This is a genomic window from Streptomyces sp. NPDC000878 (genome assembly GCF_053599695.1).
The window spans coordinates 253,400-269,579 of record NZ_JBSFMT010000005.1 but is presented as its reverse complement, the minus strand read 5'-3'; the positions used below and the strand labels follow the sequence as shown (position 1 = coordinate 269,579).

Annotated in this window: 15 protein-coding genes; 6 read left to right on the top strand and 9 right to left on the bottom strand. The window is 70.6% G+C overall.

Annotation, left to right across the window (positions count from 1 at the left end; all coding sequences use genetic code 11):
- Nucleotides 1–148 precede the first annotated feature (148 nt).
- On the bottom strand, nucleotides 149–487 hold the full coding sequence (locus ACWDR4_RS07700) for an ArsR/SmtB family transcription factor (RefSeq protein ID WP_450405149.1): 339 nt from the start codon (nucleotides 485–487) through the stop codon (nucleotides 149–151).
- A 59-nt stretch (nucleotides 488–546) separates the two neighbouring features.
- Between ACWDR4_RS07700 and ACWDR4_RS07695 the strand changes: the two genes are divergently transcribed.
- From ACWDR4_RS07695 to ACWDR4_RS07680, 4 genes are all read left to right on the top strand, one after another.
- Nucleotides 547–825 (top strand): PfkB family carbohydrate kinase, encoded by a 279-nt coding sequence (locus ACWDR4_RS07695; protein ID WP_450405147.1) that lies wholly within the window; start codon nucleotides 547–549, stop codon nucleotides 823–825.
- A 161-nt stretch (nucleotides 826–986) separates the two neighbouring features.
- Nucleotides 987–1,190 (top strand): cold-shock protein, encoded by a 204-nt coding sequence (locus ACWDR4_RS07690; RefSeq protein WP_006373337.1) that lies wholly within the window; start codon nucleotides 987–989, stop codon nucleotides 1,188–1,190.
- Nucleotides 1,191–1,498: 308 nt separating this feature from the next.
- Nucleotides 1,499–3,046 (top strand): DEAD/DEAH box helicase, encoded by a 1,548-nt coding sequence (locus tag ACWDR4_RS07685; RefSeq protein WP_450405143.1) that lies wholly within the window; start codon nucleotides 1,499–1,501, stop codon nucleotides 3,044–3,046.
- A gap of 132 nt (nucleotides 3,047–3,178) precedes the next feature.
- A complete protein-coding gene (locus tag ACWDR4_RS07680) occupies nucleotides 3,179–3,466 on the top strand; it encodes an SCO5918 family protein (RefSeq protein ID WP_235476686.1) in 288 nt (95 codons plus the stop codon).
- Nucleotides 3,467–3,593: 127 nt separating this feature from the next.
- Here the strand turns inward: ACWDR4_RS07680 and ACWDR4_RS07675 are convergent, their stop codons facing one another.
- Nucleotides 3,594–6,719: a beta-N-acetylglucosaminidase domain-containing protein gene (locus ACWDR4_RS07675; RefSeq protein WP_450405140.1), complete on the bottom strand. Its 3,126-nt coding sequence runs from the start codon at nucleotides 6,717–6,719 to the stop codon at nucleotides 3,594–3,596.
- A gap of 298 nt (nucleotides 6,720–7,017) precedes the next feature.
- On the opposite strand from ACWDR4_RS07675, the gene ACWDR4_RS07670 reads away from it, so the two are divergent.
- Nucleotides 7,018–8,022, top strand: coding sequence for an RNA-guided endonuclease InsQ/TnpB family protein (locus ACWDR4_RS07670; protein WP_450405138.1), 1,005 nt, complete (start codon nucleotides 7,018–7,020; stop codon nucleotides 8,020–8,022).
- Nucleotides 8,023–8,056: 34 nt separating this feature from the next.
- Nucleotides 8,057–8,971, top strand: coding sequence for an NAD(P)-dependent oxidoreductase (locus tag ACWDR4_RS07665; RefSeq protein ID WP_450405136.1), 915 nt, complete (start codon nucleotides 8,057–8,059; stop codon nucleotides 8,969–8,971).
- Between the two features lie 39 nt (nucleotides 8,972–9,010).
- Here the strand turns inward: ACWDR4_RS07665 and ACWDR4_RS07660 are convergent, their stop codons facing one another.
- The 7 genes from ACWDR4_RS07660 to ACWDR4_RS07630 all read right to left on the bottom strand — a co-directional run bounded on the left by ACWDR4_RS07660 (nucleotide 9,011) and on the right by ACWDR4_RS07630 (nucleotide 16,064).
- The gene (locus ACWDR4_RS07660; protein WP_450405133.1) at nucleotides 9,011–9,271 is read right to left on the bottom strand and encodes a hypothetical protein; all 261 of its coding nucleotides are present in this window, start codon (nucleotides 9,269–9,271) and stop codon (nucleotides 9,011–9,013) included.
- Between the two features lie 49 nt (nucleotides 9,272–9,320).
- The gene (locus ACWDR4_RS07655; protein WP_450405130.1) at nucleotides 9,321–9,923 is read right to left on the bottom strand and encodes a YdeI/OmpD-associated family protein; all 603 of its coding nucleotides are present in this window, start codon (nucleotides 9,921–9,923) and stop codon (nucleotides 9,321–9,323) included.
- A gap of 94 nt (nucleotides 9,924–10,017) precedes the next feature.
- Complete coding sequence (locus ACWDR4_RS07650; RefSeq protein WP_450405127.1) at nucleotides 10,018–10,743, bottom strand: hypothetical protein; 726 nt, start codon at nucleotides 10,741–10,743, stop codon at nucleotides 10,018–10,020.
- A 170-nt stretch (nucleotides 10,744–10,913) separates the two neighbouring features.
- Nucleotides 10,914–11,726 (bottom strand): YceI family protein, encoded by an 813-nt coding sequence (locus ACWDR4_RS07645; protein ID WP_450405125.1) that lies wholly within the window; start codon nucleotides 11,724–11,726, stop codon nucleotides 10,914–10,916.
- Between the two features lie 223 nt (nucleotides 11,727–11,949).
- Nucleotides 11,950–14,250: an MFS transporter gene (locus ACWDR4_RS07640; protein ID WP_450405123.1), complete on the bottom strand. Its 2,301-nt coding sequence runs from the start codon at nucleotides 14,248–14,250 to the stop codon at nucleotides 11,950–11,952.
- A 180-nt stretch (nucleotides 14,251–14,430) separates the two neighbouring features.
- Nucleotides 14,431–15,039 (bottom strand): SDR family NAD(P)-dependent oxidoreductase, encoded by a 609-nt coding sequence (locus tag ACWDR4_RS07635; RefSeq protein ID WP_450405121.1) that lies wholly within the window; start codon nucleotides 15,037–15,039, stop codon nucleotides 14,431–14,433.
- Nucleotides 15,040–15,062: 23 nt separating this feature from the next.
- On the bottom strand, nucleotides 15,063–16,064 hold the full coding sequence (locus ACWDR4_RS07630; protein ID WP_450405118.1) for an SGNH/GDSL hydrolase family protein: 1,002 nt from the start codon (nucleotides 16,062–16,064) through the stop codon (nucleotides 15,063–15,065).
- Nucleotides 16,065–16,180: the final 116 nt, after the last annotated feature.

The window sequence follows — 16,180 nt, the reverse complement described above, 5'->3', positions numbered from 1 at the left end:
GTCTGGTCGGAACAACCGCGGCCGGTCACCCAACTCACCACTGACCGCATGAGGACGAGGCCGTTCAGGCCGAAAGGGGGGTCTGGGGGCGCAGCCCCCAGGGACGGGACGGGTAGGGGCGGCGGGGGCGAGGAAAATCCGGCCCGGGCTACGCCAGCAACCGGCCCATCATCGCCATCACCGCCGGCTCGACCCGGTAGTACACCCACGTCCCCCGCCGCTCGGACGACAGCAGACCCGCCTCCCTGAGCTTCTTCAGGTGATGGGAGACCGTCGGCTGCGAGACACCCACGTCGGAGATGTCGCACACGCACGCCTCACCACCCTCGTGCGAGGCGACCAGCGAGAACAGACGCAGCCGGACGGGATCCCCGAGCGCCTTGAACATCGCGGCGGTCCGCTCGGCCTCCTCGGCGGTGAGCGCCCGCTCGGTCAGCGGCGGACAGCAGGCCGCCACCGACACCGCCGTACTCGGCATATTCGACATACGTCTATGTTCACACACGTCGAATCAGCGGATCCGGCTACCGCCCACCCGGACTCTCCGTGATCGTCGTCAAGGACGCCGGGCGCGGCGCGACGGTATACGGGGCGGACGGCACGGAGGTCTTCGTGGCCACGCCCGACTCCCGTGTCGTCGAACGGGTCGGCGCGGGCGACGCCTTCGCCGCCGGGTACCTCGCCGCGCTGCTCGAAGGGCGGGACGCCCTGGCCGGGCTGCGGCTGGGGCGTCTGATGGCCGCGGCTACCCTTGGTACCCGGGAGGACGTTCCCACCGTCCCTGACCGGGGTGACCTGGAGCGACTATTCCCGCCGGACGTGTGACATTGCCGCACGTCCGTGGGGGCGTGTTCTGTGCTAGCGTGGTTTTCAGTTGCAGTTGTGGTTCCCAAAGATTTCCGGTGTTAGTTCCGGCGGGGCAATCATTGCGGCGACGCGGGGTCCGCACGGTGCGGGCCCCCGAGCATGCCCCAAGGAGATTTGACATGGCCACCGGTACCGTTAAGTGGTTCAACGCGGAAAAGGGCTTCGGCTTCATCGAGCAGGATGGCGGCGGCGCCGACGTCTTCGCCCACTACTCGAACATCGCCACCCAGGGTTTCCGTGAGCTCCACGAGGGCCAGAAGGTGACGTTCGACGTCACGCAGGGCCAGAAGGGCCCGCAGGCGGAGAACATCCTCCCCGCCTGATCCGCGTGAACCTGCCGGTCCACTAGTCAGCTAGTCATAGTCAACTAGTAGATCGACAACACACGTGATGTGGCCGGGGCCCGCACCTAGGGGTGTGGGCCCCGGCTCACAGTTTTTTCGGGACGGTTCCGCACCGGACACCGGTCGTCGCCGTCCCTGATTCTTGGGGTGTCTCAGTATCCCCTTCACCGCTCGTTTCCTTTCGGCCCGTCCCCACGGCCTTTCTGTCCTGTGTGCCGCCGTTGTCGCGGCGGACGTTGAGCGCTGCCGTGAACTCTGTCGACGTGCCGCATTGAGGAAGGTTCTGCATGAACCGGTCGTTCGCCGACCTGGGCCTGCCGCCCTCGCTGCTGGCCTCCCTCACCGTCGAGGGCATCACCGTCCCCTTCCCGATCCAGGCGGCCACGCTGCCGGACACCCTCGCGGGCCACGACGTCATGGGCCGCGGTCAGACCGGCTCGGGCAAGACCCTGGCCTTCGGCCTGGCCATGCTGGCCCGGCTCGCCGGACAGCGCGCCGAAGCGGGACGCCCGCTGGCCCTCGTCCTCGTACCGACCCGTGAACTCGCCCAGCAGGTCGTGGACGCGCTCACCCCGCACGCCCGCGCCCTGAAGCTGAAGATGACCACGGTCGTCGGCGGGCTGCCCATCTCCCGTCAGGCCCGTGCGCTGGGCGCCGGCACCGAGGTCGTCATCGCGACGCCCGGCCGGCTCCGCGACCTCGTCGACCGCCGTGACTGCCGGCTCGACCGGGTCTCCGTCACAGTCCTCGACGAGGCCGACCAGATGGTCGACATGGGCTTCCTGCCGCAGGTCACGTATCTGCTCGACCAGGTGCCGCGCAAGGGACAGCGCATGCTGTTCTCCGCCACGCTCGACGCGGACGTCGGCCGGCTGGCCCGCCGCTATCTGCACGAGCCGGTGGTGCACCAGACCGACCCGCACGCCGGCGCCGTCACGACGATGGAGCACCACGTGCTCTACGTCGACGACGTCGACAAGAAGACGGTCGCCACGGAGATCGCCGCCCGCGACGGGCGCGTCCTGATGTTCATGGACACCCGGCGCAGCGTCGACCGTCTCACCAAGCACCTGCTGAAGAGCGGTGTCCGTGCGGCGGCCCTGCACGGCGGCCGTTCCCAGCCCCAACGCACGCGCACCCTCGCCCAGTTCAAGACCGGCGAGGTCACCGTGCTGGTCGCGTCCGACGTGGCCGCGCGAGGCATCCACATCGACGACCTCGACCTGGTCGTCAACGTGGACCCGCCCGGCGGCGCCAAGGACTACCTCCACCGTGGCGGCCGTACGGCCCGTGCCGGAGCCTCCGGCAGCGTGGTCACCCTGGTCCTGCCCGAGCAGCGCCGTGAGATGCGGAGCCTGACCCGGGCGGCGGGCGTCAACCCGAACACCGCCAAGGTCGGCCCCGGCGCCGCCGAGCTGACCCGTATCACCGGCGCACGTACGCCCTCGGGCATACCCGTCGTCATTCCGGTCCCGGCCCCGACCCCGCCGTCCCCGTCGAAGGGCGACGGCTCCGGCCGGTCCAGGTCCTCGCGGTCCCGGTCCGGCTCCCGCTCGGGTTCCGGCGCGGGCACGGGCACGGGCGCGGCCTCGTCGGGTTCGCGGTCACGCCGTGGAGGTGCGGAGGGTGCCGGTGGCGCCGCCGGATCGCGTACGTCGGGTGGCGGCAGCGGCAAGAAGGCCTCGCGTCCGACCGGTGGCGGTGCCAAGCCGCCTCGTACGCCGGGTGGGAGCGCGTCCGCCCGTACGGAGCAGGACGGCGCCGGAGAGCCACGTGGCCGTCGGCGTCGGGCGCCCCGCCGGCGTCCGGGTTCCGACGCCCGGCAGAGCAGCTAGCACCAGCTCCGGCTCCAGCAGTAGTTCCCGCTTCAGCACGAGCACCTGTACAGCACCCGTATCAGCACCGGCACCGGATCAGCCGGCCCCAGGGCCACTGGCTCCGGACCCTTCCCGACCTGCGGAGGCACCATGCGTTGTGTGATCGCACGATTCCCGTTCGACCTGATCATGAGTGAGGTCACGCACAAGATGGACGGGGTTGCTCCCGAGCCCATCACCAGTGCGGCCGTCGTCATCGGTGGGGTGGACTACCCGGTCAAGCAGGTCGGTGCGGTGATTACTCGGCTGGACCGGCGTGACTTCACCGAGAAGGAGATGATCGCTGCGTTGAATCGGCTGGGGTTCACCTGCCGGGCGACTGCGGCGCCGGCGCCGGCCCGTCCGGCGGTTATCGATCCCTGGGCCGAGATGCAGTAACGCTCCGCTGTAGGGCCGGCTTTTCGTCTGCGGGCTCGTTGTGGCTGGTCGCGCAGTTCCCCGCGCCCCTTTGGGGCGCGCTGTAGAACCGCGCGACTTCGCCAGAACCGTCCACTGCCAGATCTGCCTAGCTGACCGGCACCCCCGTCACTGCCGCGGCCAGCGGGTATGCGCCCGTTTTCAGGGGGGTGCCTACCTTGCCCGTTGCCGTTGTCACCGGGACCAAGGTGCCTGCGTCGGCTGTGGTGACGTAGGCCGTGGTGCCGTTCCAGTTGAGGGTGATGTCGAAGGCGGAGCGGCCGACGGTGGTCGGGGTGCCCGGGGCGCCGGTCACCGTGTCGAGCGGGGTGATCGTGTCGCCGTTGCTCGCGCTGACCCAGAGGGTGCGGCCGTCCGGGGAGACGGCTAGGCCGTACGCCTGGCCGGTGACCAGGAAGGTCGGGCGGGTGTCGTTCGTGGCGGTGTCGATGGGAGTGACCGTCGAGCCGCCGGAGTTGGACACGTAGACCGTCCGCCCGTCGGGAGCCGCGACCACGTTGAACGGGTTCGGTCCGACGGCAACGGGCGTTCCCGCCTTGCCCGTTGACAGGTTCACCGGGCTCACCGTGCTGTCGTGGATGTTCGCCACGTACAGGGTGGTGCCGTCCGGGGTGATCGCCATGTTCTCCGGGCCGTCGCCCACCGCGATCTTCGTGCCCGCTGTGTTCGTGGCCAGGTCGATGGGTTGGATCGCGTCGTCGGAGTAGTCCGCGACCCAGAGGGTGCGGCCGTCGGGCGTGAGCGCGAGGCCCGCCGGTACGTCCCCTACCGCCACGGTCGCCGTGACCTTCGCCGTGCCGACGTCGATGACGCTCACGGTGTCCGAACCCTGGTTCGCCGCATAGGCGGTACGGCCGTCCGGGCTGATCACGACCTCCCCCGGGTTGTTGCCGACCGGGATTTCGGTGGAACTACCGGAGGTCAGGTCCACCGAACTGACCGATGCGCCACTGAAGTTGGCGGTCAGGGCCCGTTCGCTGCCGCCGACTGCGGCTATCTGCACCGGGATTGCTCGGCTTACCAGCCCATCTCCCGTGACCGCTACCGATCTTGTGCCCGCGTCCGCCCCGCTCGCCGCCGTGAACGTCAGGGTCGCGGTGACCTTTCCGCCCGCCGGGACGGTGACCGTGCCGGAGGACGGGGTGACGGTCAGGCCGTCAACCTCCTTGATCTTCCAGGTTGTTGTCCTGGCCGTCGTGGAGCGGTTGTCGGTGATTGTCAGGGTTGAGGTGGCGCTGGTGCCGGAGGTCAGGGACAAGGACGTTGGAGTGAAGGACGCGTCCGGGCCCGGGTCGGGGGCCGCTCTCAGCGTCGTGTCGAACAGGAAGCGGTCCAGTACGCCGGGGGCGATCTGCTGCGGGACCGCGTCGAGTTGCTTGCGTTGTGACTGGAGGCGGGCGTAGAGGGTCGAGACGGAGTCCGTGTCGCCGTTCGTCTGCGCCAGCATCAGGTCTACGGCTGTCGTGCCTGCCTCTCCGTACGCGCCCAGTTTGTCGAGCCAGGTCGAAGTCTCGGTCAGAAACCGGGAGTTGGCGAGGTTCGCTCGGAGGTCTGCGGGGGCCTCTGTCATTGCCTTGAAGTAGGCCGTCAGTGCGTCGGCCGCCTTGGCGAGGTCGTCTCCGTTCTCGTACGCGGTCGTGAATGTCTTGAGGAGGGGAGTCAGGGTCGGGGACTCGGTGGAGTCCAGGAGGGAGGAGTAGTTGTTCTCCGCGAAGACCCGGAGCGCGGCTGCCGTCGACTTGGGGGCGGATGATGTGGCCGCGAAGTCCCTTACCGAGGCGAGGAACGCTGCCCTCGGGTCGTACGCCTTCGGGTTCCAGGCGTAGGACGCCGAGGTGAAGAGGGCGAGTTTGCTGGCCTCCGCCTGGATCATCGGGTTGGCGGTGATGCCCGTGACCTGGGTGGGCACACCTGCCTCGCGGCCCGTGTAGGGGCCCAGGAGGAGGCGGCTGGTGGTGTAGTCGTTCACCGGGTAGTTGTCCCAGATGAGGATCGGGTGACCGAACAACTCCTTTGCCTGGCGGGCCTGTTCGGTGGTGATCGTCGGTGCGATTACTCCTACGCCTGTCCACTCGACGACGACCGAGGGGTTCAACTGCTCGCGCAGTGCCGTCTTGTACGGGGAGTCGGCGAGGTCGGAGTACTCGGTCGGGACCATCTCCAGCGGGGTCACGTCCGTGTGGGCGTCGACGAAGTCCTTGACCACGTTGTTGAGGAGGGTCGACTGGGCAGCGCCCGCTGCTCCGCCTCCCGTGCCGAACTTCTCCTTGTCCGCCGCGCAGTTCCACGCCGTGTAGCTGATGTCGTCCAGCGGTACGGCGAACGAGCGCACGCCGATCGCGTACAGCGACTCGAACTTGGCCACCAGGGCCTTGACGTCGGCGGCCGAGGAGTAGCAGACCGACAGTCCGGGGGAGAGGGCGTAGGTGAAGCGGACGTGGTTCTCGGTCGCCCGGTCCACCAGTTGTTTGAGGGTGGCCAGTTGGGCCGGGGGGTACTCGTCGCGCCAGTTCGCGCGCAGATACGGGTCGTCCTTGGGGGAGTAGACGTACACGTTCTGCTTCGTACGGCCGTAGAAGTCGAGTTGGGAGAGGCGGTCCTGTTGGGTCCAGGGGGCGCCGTAGAAGCCCTCGATCACTCCGCGCAGGGACGTTGTCGGCCAGTCCCGGACGGTTGCGGAGGGGACTGAGTTGTGGGTGATCAGCTGGCGGAGGGTCTGGGCCGCGTAGAACGTGCCCGTCGTGTCCACGCCGGACAGGGCGACGGTGCCCTTGCCGGTGGCCAGCGTGTAGCCGCCCGAGGGGAGTTGGGTGGGGGGCTTGGCGCCGAGGTGCTTGAGCGCCTTTGCCGTTGCCGGGTTTTCCGTGGGGCCGCCGACGTAGACCGTGAGGGCGGCGGGGGGTATCGGGCGGCCCGCGGTGACCGTACGGATCGTGCGGGCGCCGGCGTCGCGCAGGACGCGTTCGACGAGGGTGCGGGCCGCCGGGTCGGTGGCCTTGCCGATGACCTCGACGACCTGCTTCGGGACCGGTTGCGGATGGGTGCCGTGGCCGGGGCTCAGTTGTTGGGGGGTCGGCCAGATGTGGGGGAGGGGGACTGCGGCGGTGGCGGAGTGCGGTGTCGCCGTCGCTGCGGGGGCCGGGGCTGTGCCCAGCACACAGAGGGTCAGGGTCGCGGCGAAGAGGCCGCTCGCTGACTTCAGCGCCGGGGTCACGGCCGGCTCCGGTTCAATATTTTATCCATCGGGCGGAATCTTGGTGGATGGATTCACCAGCTGGCAAGACCCAGTCCACCTTGATTGCCGGGCAGGGGAAGCCGAATCGACGTCAGGGCGATTCGGCGTCTTGGGAGAGACGGTGGTGAGGGCTGGCCTTGAGCCGCTCGTGGTGCCGGCTGGTTGAGGGCCCTGTGATCGGGGTTGCCCTGGAAGGCAAAAGCATGCCGGTCACTCTCACGGGTGACGTTGGTCGAAGGCGTGCGCGGGAGGGGAACGGGGTGGCTGGGTTCGTGGCATGTCACGTTTCCGGATGTATCCGTCGCACGCGCAGGCCGAGCGGATGCTCACGCACTGCGCGCACGCCCGGTATGTCTGGAACCTTGCCGTCGAACAGCACGCGCACTGGCGGCGGTGGCGTAGGAGCGCGCCCGGTTTCGCGGAGCAGTGCCGTCAGCTCACTGCGGCCCGGCGGGAGAACGAGTGGCTGGGTTCGGGGAACGCGGACGTGCAGCAGCAGGCACTGAAGGACTTCGCCAAGGCCAAGAACGCCAAGTTCACGTCCGGGTTCGGTGATCCGACCTGGCGCAGGAAGTACCGGCACGAGGGCTTCCGGGTCATCGGCACCGACCGCGTACCGGAATACAACGCGGACGGGTCGCCGAAGCTGAACGCGAAGACCGGCAAGCAGGTCATGGGCCGGTCGGTGGTCGTGCACAGGCTCAACCGGCGGTGGGCTCAGGTCAAGGTGCCCGGCTGCGGCTGGGTCCGGTTCCGCCTCAGCGTCAAGGGCAAAGGTGCGAAGCTGCCCGACGCGAAGACGTTCCGGGTCACCTTCCGCAACGGGCAGTGGCACATTGCGTTCGCAGTCGTCCCTGAGCGGACCCCGGCGCCCGGCACGGGTGAGGTGATCGGCATCGATCGGGGTGTCACGATCACCGCTGCCCTGTCGGACGGCCGGAAGCTGAGCTGCCCACAACTCACCGTCAAGGAACGCGCCCAGGTCCGAAAACATGAGCGGCGGGCGGCCAGAGCCAGGAAGGACAGCCCCCAGAAGGCGGCCGGGTACGCGAAGGCCGCCAGGCTCAAGGCGCGGTCGCGCAAGAGCCAAGCCGAGTTCGTCTGCGTGTCCTGCGGCTTCACCTGCAACGCCGATGAGAACGCAGCACACAACGTCGCGGCAGGACAGGGCGGGATCCCCCGCCCCCGGTGCTCAACCGGTGCCGGAGGGGTGACAACGGCCACCAGCCGTTCGAACGCCCGTGAACCTCAACCCAACCGGGTTGGAATCCCCCTCTTTTAAAGAGGGGGAGGATGTCAATTGGTTAACTGAACTCATGACCGACACCGAGACCCCCGCTCGCACCGTCGCCCTCACTGTCGCCGTCCTCGGCACCGGCATCATGGGCGCCGCCATGGCCCGTAGCCTCGCCCGGTCCGGGCATGTCGTCCGGGTGTGGAACCGGACCCGCGCCAAGGCCGAGCCCCTGGCCGTCGAGGGCGGGATCATGCTCTCCGACACGCCCGCCGACGCCGTACGGGACGCCGATGTCGTCCTGACCATGCTGTACGACGGTGATGCCGTCCGGGAGGTCATGCGGGAGGCCGCGCCCGCGCTCCGGCCTGGGGCCGCGTGGGTGCAGTCGACGACGGCGGGCGTGGACGCCATCGGTGAACTGGGCGTACTGGCAGGGGAGTTGGGGCTCGTCTTCTTCGACGCGCCCGTGCTGGGGACCCGGCAGCCCGCCGAGGCCGGGCAGCTGCTCGTGCTCGCCGCCGGGCCCACCGAGCACCGGGCGGCCGTCGCTCCCGTCCTCGACGCGGTGGGCGCCCGTACGGTGTGGACCGGTGCGGAGGGCGGGGCCGGGAGTGCCACGCGGCTCAAGCTCGTCGCCAACAGCTGGGTGCTGGCCGCCACCAGCGCGACCGGCGAGGTGCTGGCCCTCGCCCAGGCCCTCGGCGTCGACCCGCAGAACTTCTTCGACGCGATCGAGGGCGGTCCGCTCGACATGGGCTATCTGCGGGCCAAGGCCGGCCTGATCCTGAACGACCGGCTGACTCCGGCGAGTTTCGCGGTGTCCACGGCCGCGAAGGACGCCCGGCTGATCGTCGAGGCGGGCGAGCGGAACGGCGTACGGCTGGATGTGGCCGCCGCGAGCGCCGAGCGGTTCCGGCGGGCCGCCGAGCAGGGGCACGGGGACGAGGACATGGCCGCCGCGTACTTCGCCTCCTTCGACGAGAAGCAGGAGTAGGCAGCAGTAACTGGGGGTCGTCCTTCACCCAGGTGAGGGTCAGCCCACGCGTACCTTTCGGCTGCCGCAGGCGGCGCACACGGCGTCGGTCAGGGGGGAGCGCATGGCGCGGCCGTCCTCGTCGACGTACTCCAGGGGGTTGAGGCAGCCGGCCGGGTCGGGGAGGACGATGACCTCGAAGGTCCGGTTCCAGGCCGTGCCGCAGTCGAGGCAGGCGAAGGCGAAGGTCTCGGTGAGGTTCCCGGTGGGGTCGTGGGTGCGGTTCCGGGGCCCACGGTCCTTCTCGTTCTCGCCGGACATGCGGTACTCCTTCGGGCTTCGGGTGATGAGCCGCAGCCGCGCCGGCCGGTCACGGGTGGAGCTTCTCGCCCTTCGCCAGCATCGCCACGTACGTCTCGATCCGGCGCGCCCGGGTCTCGGGGCGCTTGGCCTCGTGGATGCGGTACAGGATCGCGAAGCGGTTCTGGCGGTCCAGGGTCTCGAAGAACGCCGCCGCGGCCGGGTCGGCGGCCAGGGCCGCCGAGAGGTCGTCCGGCACGGTGGCCGTCCTCGCGCTGTCGTACGCCGCCTCCCAGCGGCCGTCCGCCTTGGCGCGGTCGATCTCGGCCTGCCCGGCCGGACGCATCCGGCCCTGTTCGATCAGGGCGGCCACCTTGTCCCGGTTGATCTTCGACCACTTGCTGCGCGGCCTGCGCGGGGTGAAGCGCTGGAGCCACCACTGGTCGTCGAGGCCTGCCTTCTGGCCGTCGATCCAGCCGTGGCAGAGGGCCACGTCGAGCGCCTGGGGGTAGTCCAGCGTGCCGGTTCCGCTGGCTCCTGAGGTCTTCTTGCGGAGCTTGAGCCAGATGCCGGGCGAGGTCGCGTGGTTCTCGCCGAGCCATGCCTCGAATGCCTCGGCGGATGCGAACGCGAGGGTCTCCAGGTCCTGAGTCATCCCCGCAGCGAACCACATCCGGACCCGGTCCGACCCGCCCTGACCCGCCCCGACCCGTCCCGCCCTGCCTCGGATCAGGCAGGGCGGGACGGGGCGTAGGGCTACGGGGTCGTCAGCGGACCGTGTCCGTGGCGGCCCCCGCTGCCGGCAGCGCGGGCAGAGCCGGCAGCGCGGGCAGTGCGGGCAGCGCCGGCACAGCTGCCGCCGGCGGCAGCTCCAGCGGCGGGAGTTCGAGCGGGGGCAGTTCCACCGGCAGCGGCGGGAGGCCGCCCAGCAGGCCTCCGAGGAGGCCGCCCAGGGTGTCGAGGAGGCTGCCCAGCAGGCCCGTGACCGTGTCCAGCAGGCCGCCGACCAGGCCGGTCACCGTGTCGAGGAGGCCGCCGAGGGTGGCCGAGAGCTGGTCCAGGAGGTCCGAGATCGGGTCGGCCAGGGCGGCGGCGCGGACGGTCGCGGCCCTGTTCGACGTGCCGATCCGGTCCGCCAGGCGCTGCTTCAGCGAGGCCTTCGCCGTTTCCACCGCCGTCGCGAAACCGGCCGCCTGGGGCGCGGTCATACGGCCGGTGCCCGTCTGCTCGGTCAGGTCGGTCAGGACGGTCAGTACCGGGGTGAGGACGTTGCTGCGGTCGGCGCGCTCCAGGGCGCCGAGCCGCTGCAGGACCCGGTCCGCGTATGTGGAGGACGTCGTGTCGGCGCCGATGGAGGCGTAGGCGTCGCGGCTCGCGTCGGTGACGGCGACTGCCGCGCCGACCGGGCCGAATATCAGCGCGGCACAGACGACGGACGACGGGAGGAGGAGCCCGCGGGAGCGGGGGCCGGAACGGGAAACGAGGGCGCGCATGCGCAGTCCTTTCGAGAGCTGCTCTCTTTGGGCCCACCGTGCGAACACCGGCCACCGGCCGCAACCGCTCGCTGGCTCTCAGTGACCTTCGCTGCGCACTGCGGCGCGCCTCTGACCTGCGCTTTCTGCCCGTGTGGCGGCTCGCTCCGCTGCCCGCCGCCATTCGGCTGTCAGGGGAGCTTCTCCCCCTGCACCGCCTGTACGTCCAGCTCCACCTTCAGCGTCGCCCCCACCGCCGCGATCCCCGCCCGCACCACCTGGTTGTAGTTCATCGCGAAGTCGTCGCGCCGCAGTTCGGTCGTCGCGCGGAACGCCACCCGTACGCCGCCCCACGGGTCCGGACCCGTGCCCAGGTAGGCCAGGTCCAGGTCGACCGGCCGTACGACGCCGGCCAGTGCCAGGTCGCCGTGGACAGTCCAGCGGTCGCCGCCCGCCGGGGTGAGCCCCGTCGAGGTGAACGTGATGTCCGGGTGCCTGGCCGCGTCCAGGAAGTCCGGGGAGCGGAGGTGGTCGTCGCGCAGGGCGTTGCCCGTGTCGATCGAGGCCGCGCGGATCACCGCCTCCACCCGGGACTTGCCGGGATCCTGGGCGATGTCGATGTGCGCCCAGAACGCGCCGAAGCGGCCCCGTACGCTCGACAGGCCGAGGTGTTGCGCCACCGCCTCCACCGACGAGTGGACCGGGTCGACGGTCCACGGGCCCGGCGGCGGCAGCTCCGTGTCCGCCTGGCGGTTCAGGGTGATCCGGCCCAGCCGTACGACTCCACCCGCCGTGACCAGCGCCGTCGAGGCGACGGGGGAGTAGCCGACGGCCGTGACGATCGCCGTGTACGGGCCGGGCGTCAGCGGGGTGCCGTCGCGTACGGCGCCCTCGGTGTCGGCCTCGGCGCGCAGGATCTGCGTACCGGTCATGTCCGTCACCGTGATCACCGCGTGGGGCACGGCCCAGCCGTCCCGGGTACGGATCGATGCGCTCAGTGCCATCGTCGTTCTCTCTTCCGTCTGCCGCTGTGCGTCTGTGGGGTGCACCTCCGCGGGGTGGATTGTGATGACGGAGGTGCACCCCTGGGCGGGATCCCCGGCGGCGGGGTGTACGGCCGTCCCCTGCCGTCCCTCGCCGCCCACCGGGGGCCCTGGCCCGACCGGTCCACGCGCGCACCGCCTCCGCTCTGAGCGCCCGCGCGTGAACCGGGGTCAACTGGTCTCCCTAGTCCCCCTGGTGGGCCAGTTCGACGTCGTGGTCGTCGATTCCGGCGCCGGAGACCGTCACCGGCCTGGCCTTCGGCGGGTAGCCCGTCGCGATGACCGTGTAGTCGCCGGTGTCCAGGTCGGAGAAGGCGTACGCCCCGTCCAGGCCCGTGGTCGTCGTGGCGACGACGTTGCCGGCCGCGTCCATCAGCGTGACGCTCGCGTCCGTCAGGGGGAGCCCGGCACCTCGTACCGTGCCCCGGACGTTCGCGCCCGGCTTCAGCTCGACCTCGACGCGCGTGTTCCCGGCGCCGCCGATCTCGACGGGCAGGGCCAGCGGGCGGTGCTTGGCCGAGTTGACGGCGAGGGTGACCGGGCCGGGGACCAGGTCGCTGATCGTGAACTCGCCCAGTACGTCGGTCTGTCCACCGGCCAGTACGTCGCCCCGCACGTCGGTCACGATCACCACCGCCCCGGAGACCGGCGTACCGCTGTCGGCGGAGCGGACCACGCCGACCAGCCCGCTCGTGCCGCTCAGCAGCACGTCGTACGACACCGGCTGCTCGGTCACGGTGACCGTCGAGGCCTGGGGCTGGTAGCCGTCGGCGGAGGCGATCAGGACGTACGAGCCCGGGGTGGGCGCCTGGACGGCGTAGGTGCCCTCGGACTGGGTGACCGAGCGGCTCAGCTGGCGTCCTTCGAGGGAGATGAGGGTGACGGCGGCGCCCGGTACCGGTGCGCTCTCCGCGCCGCGGACCCGGCCGCGCACCGGGATGCCCTCGGCGGACTCGGCGGACTCGGCGGCGGGCGGGGTGTCCGTACCGGTGAGGGCGGGTGTTGCCGGTGCCGGGGTCAGGGTCTTCTGCTCGGTGGTGGGCGGCTCGGGGGCCGTTCCTTCCGTCGCCGCGCGGCGGCCCGGGATGAAGGAGGCGATGGCGAAGGCGACCAGGGCGGCGCCGGCGCCGATGGCCAGGACCGTCTTGAAGCCGTTCTCCGACGGGAGCGCGGTGCCGCCGAAGTCGGTCGTCATCTGGGCGAGGACGACACCGGCGACCGCGCTGGCGGACGACGTACCGATGGACCGCATCAGGGTGTTGAGGCTGTTGGCGGAGCCCGTCTCGGACGCGGGCACGGCGCCCATGATGAGGGAGGGCATCGCGCCGTAGGTGAAGCCGATGCCGGCGCCGATGACGCACGAGACCACGATGAAGTGCCACAGCTCGGTCATCAGCACGATGTTCAGGCCGTAGCCGGAGGCCACGATCAGGGCGCCGATCATCAGCGTCACCTTGGGGCCCTTGGCCTTGGAGACGGCGGCGGAGACCGGGGCCGTGGCCATCATCACCAGGCCGGAGGGTGCCATGACCAGGCCGGCCGCGAGCAGTGACTGACCGAGACCGTAGCCGGTCGCCTCAGGCAACTGCAGGAGCTGCGGAAGGGCGAGGGACATCGCGAACATGGCGAAGCCGAGGGCGATCGAGGCGAGGTTGGTGAACAGGACCTGGCGGCGGGCGGTGGTGCGCAGGTCTACCAGCGGTTGGCTCGTGCGCAGTTCGAAGTAGCCCCAGGCCAGCAGGACGACGACGGATGCGGCGAAGAGGCCGAGGGTCGTGCCGCTGCCCCAGCCCCAGTCGGCGCCCTTGGAGATGGCGAGGAGCAGGGAGATCAGTCCGGCCGCGAGACCGGCGGCGCCGATCAGGTCGAAGCGCCCGCCGGTGCGGACCCGGGACTCAGGCACGAAGGCGAGGACCAGCACGAGGGCGACGACGCCCATGGCGGCCGAACTCCAGAACAGCATGTGCCAGTCGAAGTTGTCGGCGATGAGCGCGGCGGCGGGCAGACCGAGGGCGCCGCCGACCCCGAGCGAGGCGCTCATCATCGCGGTCGCGGAGCCGAGCCGCTCGGCGGGCAGTTCGTCGCGCATGATGCTGATGCCGAGCGGGATGACACCGGAGGCCAGACCCTGGAGGGCCCGTCCGGCGATCATCGGGACCAGGGAGTCGCTGAGGGCGGCCGTGACGGAACCGGCGACCAGCAGGACGAGGCTGACCAGGAGCATGCGGCGCTTGCCGTACATGTCTCCGAGCCGGCCCATCATCGGCGTGGCGACGGCGGCGGCCAGCAGGGTCGCGGTGACCGCCCAGGCGGTGTCCGAGGACGGGGCGTCCAGGAGCTTCGGCAGCTCGGGGACGATCGGGATCACCAGCGTCTGCATCAGTGCGACCACGATGCCGCCGAAGGCCAGCACCGCTACGACGGCATTGGGCCGCGCCGGTGCGGACCTTCCGACGTCGGCGGGGCGGGGGATTGCGTGGGACATGGTCGGGCCTCCGTGGGGGACGTAGAGCTACCCCCTCACACTAAAGTTCTTGCTTAAGTCAAGCAATACGGCGCAAGTAGTAGTTCGTGGACGTCCTGTGGGGATGTGGGTCATGGGCGGGCGTGGGCCCGGGGGAGGTGTCTTCCCCGGGCCCGGCCCCGGCCGACGGCGGGGCGGGGGTCAGATCGCCGTCCGGGCGCTGCCGACCGGCAGGACCGTGCCGTTGATGTCGCGGGCGGCGTCCGAGGCCAGGAAGACGATCGCGGCTGCCTGTTCCTCGGGCTCGGTGCCTTCGGCGGTGGGCCCGGTGGTGATCGCGTTGGCCCGTATGCCCTGGTCGCGGTACATGGCGGCGAGCTTCTCGACCAGCTCGGCGATCCTGTGCCGGGACACGGCGCGGGCCTCGGCGGTGGCGAAGACGACCGAGCCGCCGCCGTCCGCGAGCAGGTGCGGCAGGGCGGCCATGGTGAGGGGGTCCATGCCCCCGGAGTCGTTCACCAGGACGTCGATGCCGCCGAAGGCCTCCAGCGCGGTGGCGACGACCTGGTCCGCGACCCGCCGGTCACCGAGGTCGCCGACGATCGCGAGGGCGGTTCCGCCGCCGTACTCGATGGTCTTCACGACCTGGCGTACGGCGTCCCGGTCGCGGTCGGTGACCAGGACGTGGGCGCCTTCCTCGGCGAACTCCAGTGCCGTGGCCCGGCCGAGGCCGGAACCGGCGGCGGTGACGACGACCCTGCGGCCGTGGAGTTCGCCGGTGCTGTTGTTGTCGGTCATGTTGTCCCTCATGGGGGGCTCCGTGGGCTGTGGGCTTACTTGGGGGCGTCGACGGCGTCGAGTACGGCGTCCGCCATCCCGCGTTCGCCTCGGGCGTTGGGGTGGACCGGGGCCGCCGGGGCGAGCGGGATCATCGGTTCGATCCAGCGGGTCGTACGGTCCGAGCAGGCGTCGCGGCCGACGGAGGGCTTGTACGTGTCGACGTACACCGCACCGGCCGCCGCCGCCCGTTCGCGCAGGGTGGTGTTGAGGGACTGCGCCTCCTTGTGGAGGAAGGGCACGTCGGCGGGGGCGAGGCCCAGTTCGCGACCGCAGTCGGCCGCCGTCGGCGGCAGGATCGCCGGGTAGCCGACGACGTACACCTCGGCCTGCGGGGCCCGGTCCTTGATCCTGGCCAGGGCGGTGGCGAGGCGGTCGCCCGCCGTGTCGATCCGCTGCTGTATCTCGTCGGTGCCACCGGAGACGTACTCCTCGCGGCAGGGTGCGGCGACCCCCGTGTACTTGCCGCTGCCCATCGCGTAGTAGAGGATGCCCGACTTCACGCACTGCTTGATCAGCGAGCTGAAGCCGATGTCGTTGCCGCCGATGCCGATCGTGACCAGGCGGGTCTCGTCCGACAGGGCGGAGAGCTGGGCGCGGTTGACGCCGTTGTCGGTGGACTGGGCGGAGGTGAGGTCCGCGATGGTGGCGCCGGTGCAGCTCACGTCGCGGAAGTCGGCCGGGTCCAGGGCCAGTTGCTCGGCCACCAGGGAGGGGTAGTTGCGGTCGGAACGGTCGCAGCCCGCGGGGGTGCTGGTGGCCTGGGAGGGGATGTTCGGGCCGGAGGTGTAGGAGTCGCCGAGGGCGACGTACGGGCCGTTGACGGGTGAAGTCGGTGAAGTCGTGGAAATCGTGGGGGAGTTGGTCGCCGGGGTCTTCTGGTGGGTCACCGCCACCGGGGTCTTGTCGTGGTCGTCGTCGTTGCCGAGGGTCACCGCGGCGAGGAACACGCCGCCTGCCGCCAGAGTGGCGAGGCCTGCCATCGTGGGGGTCTTCATCGGGGTGCCGTCCTGCTTCCGTCTCAGTGGTCCGGGCCGTTGCGGTGCTGTTCTTGTCGGTTGCCGGCGGGCCGTGGACTGCGGCTGCGGGCCGATGCGCGGTGACACAGGCGGTG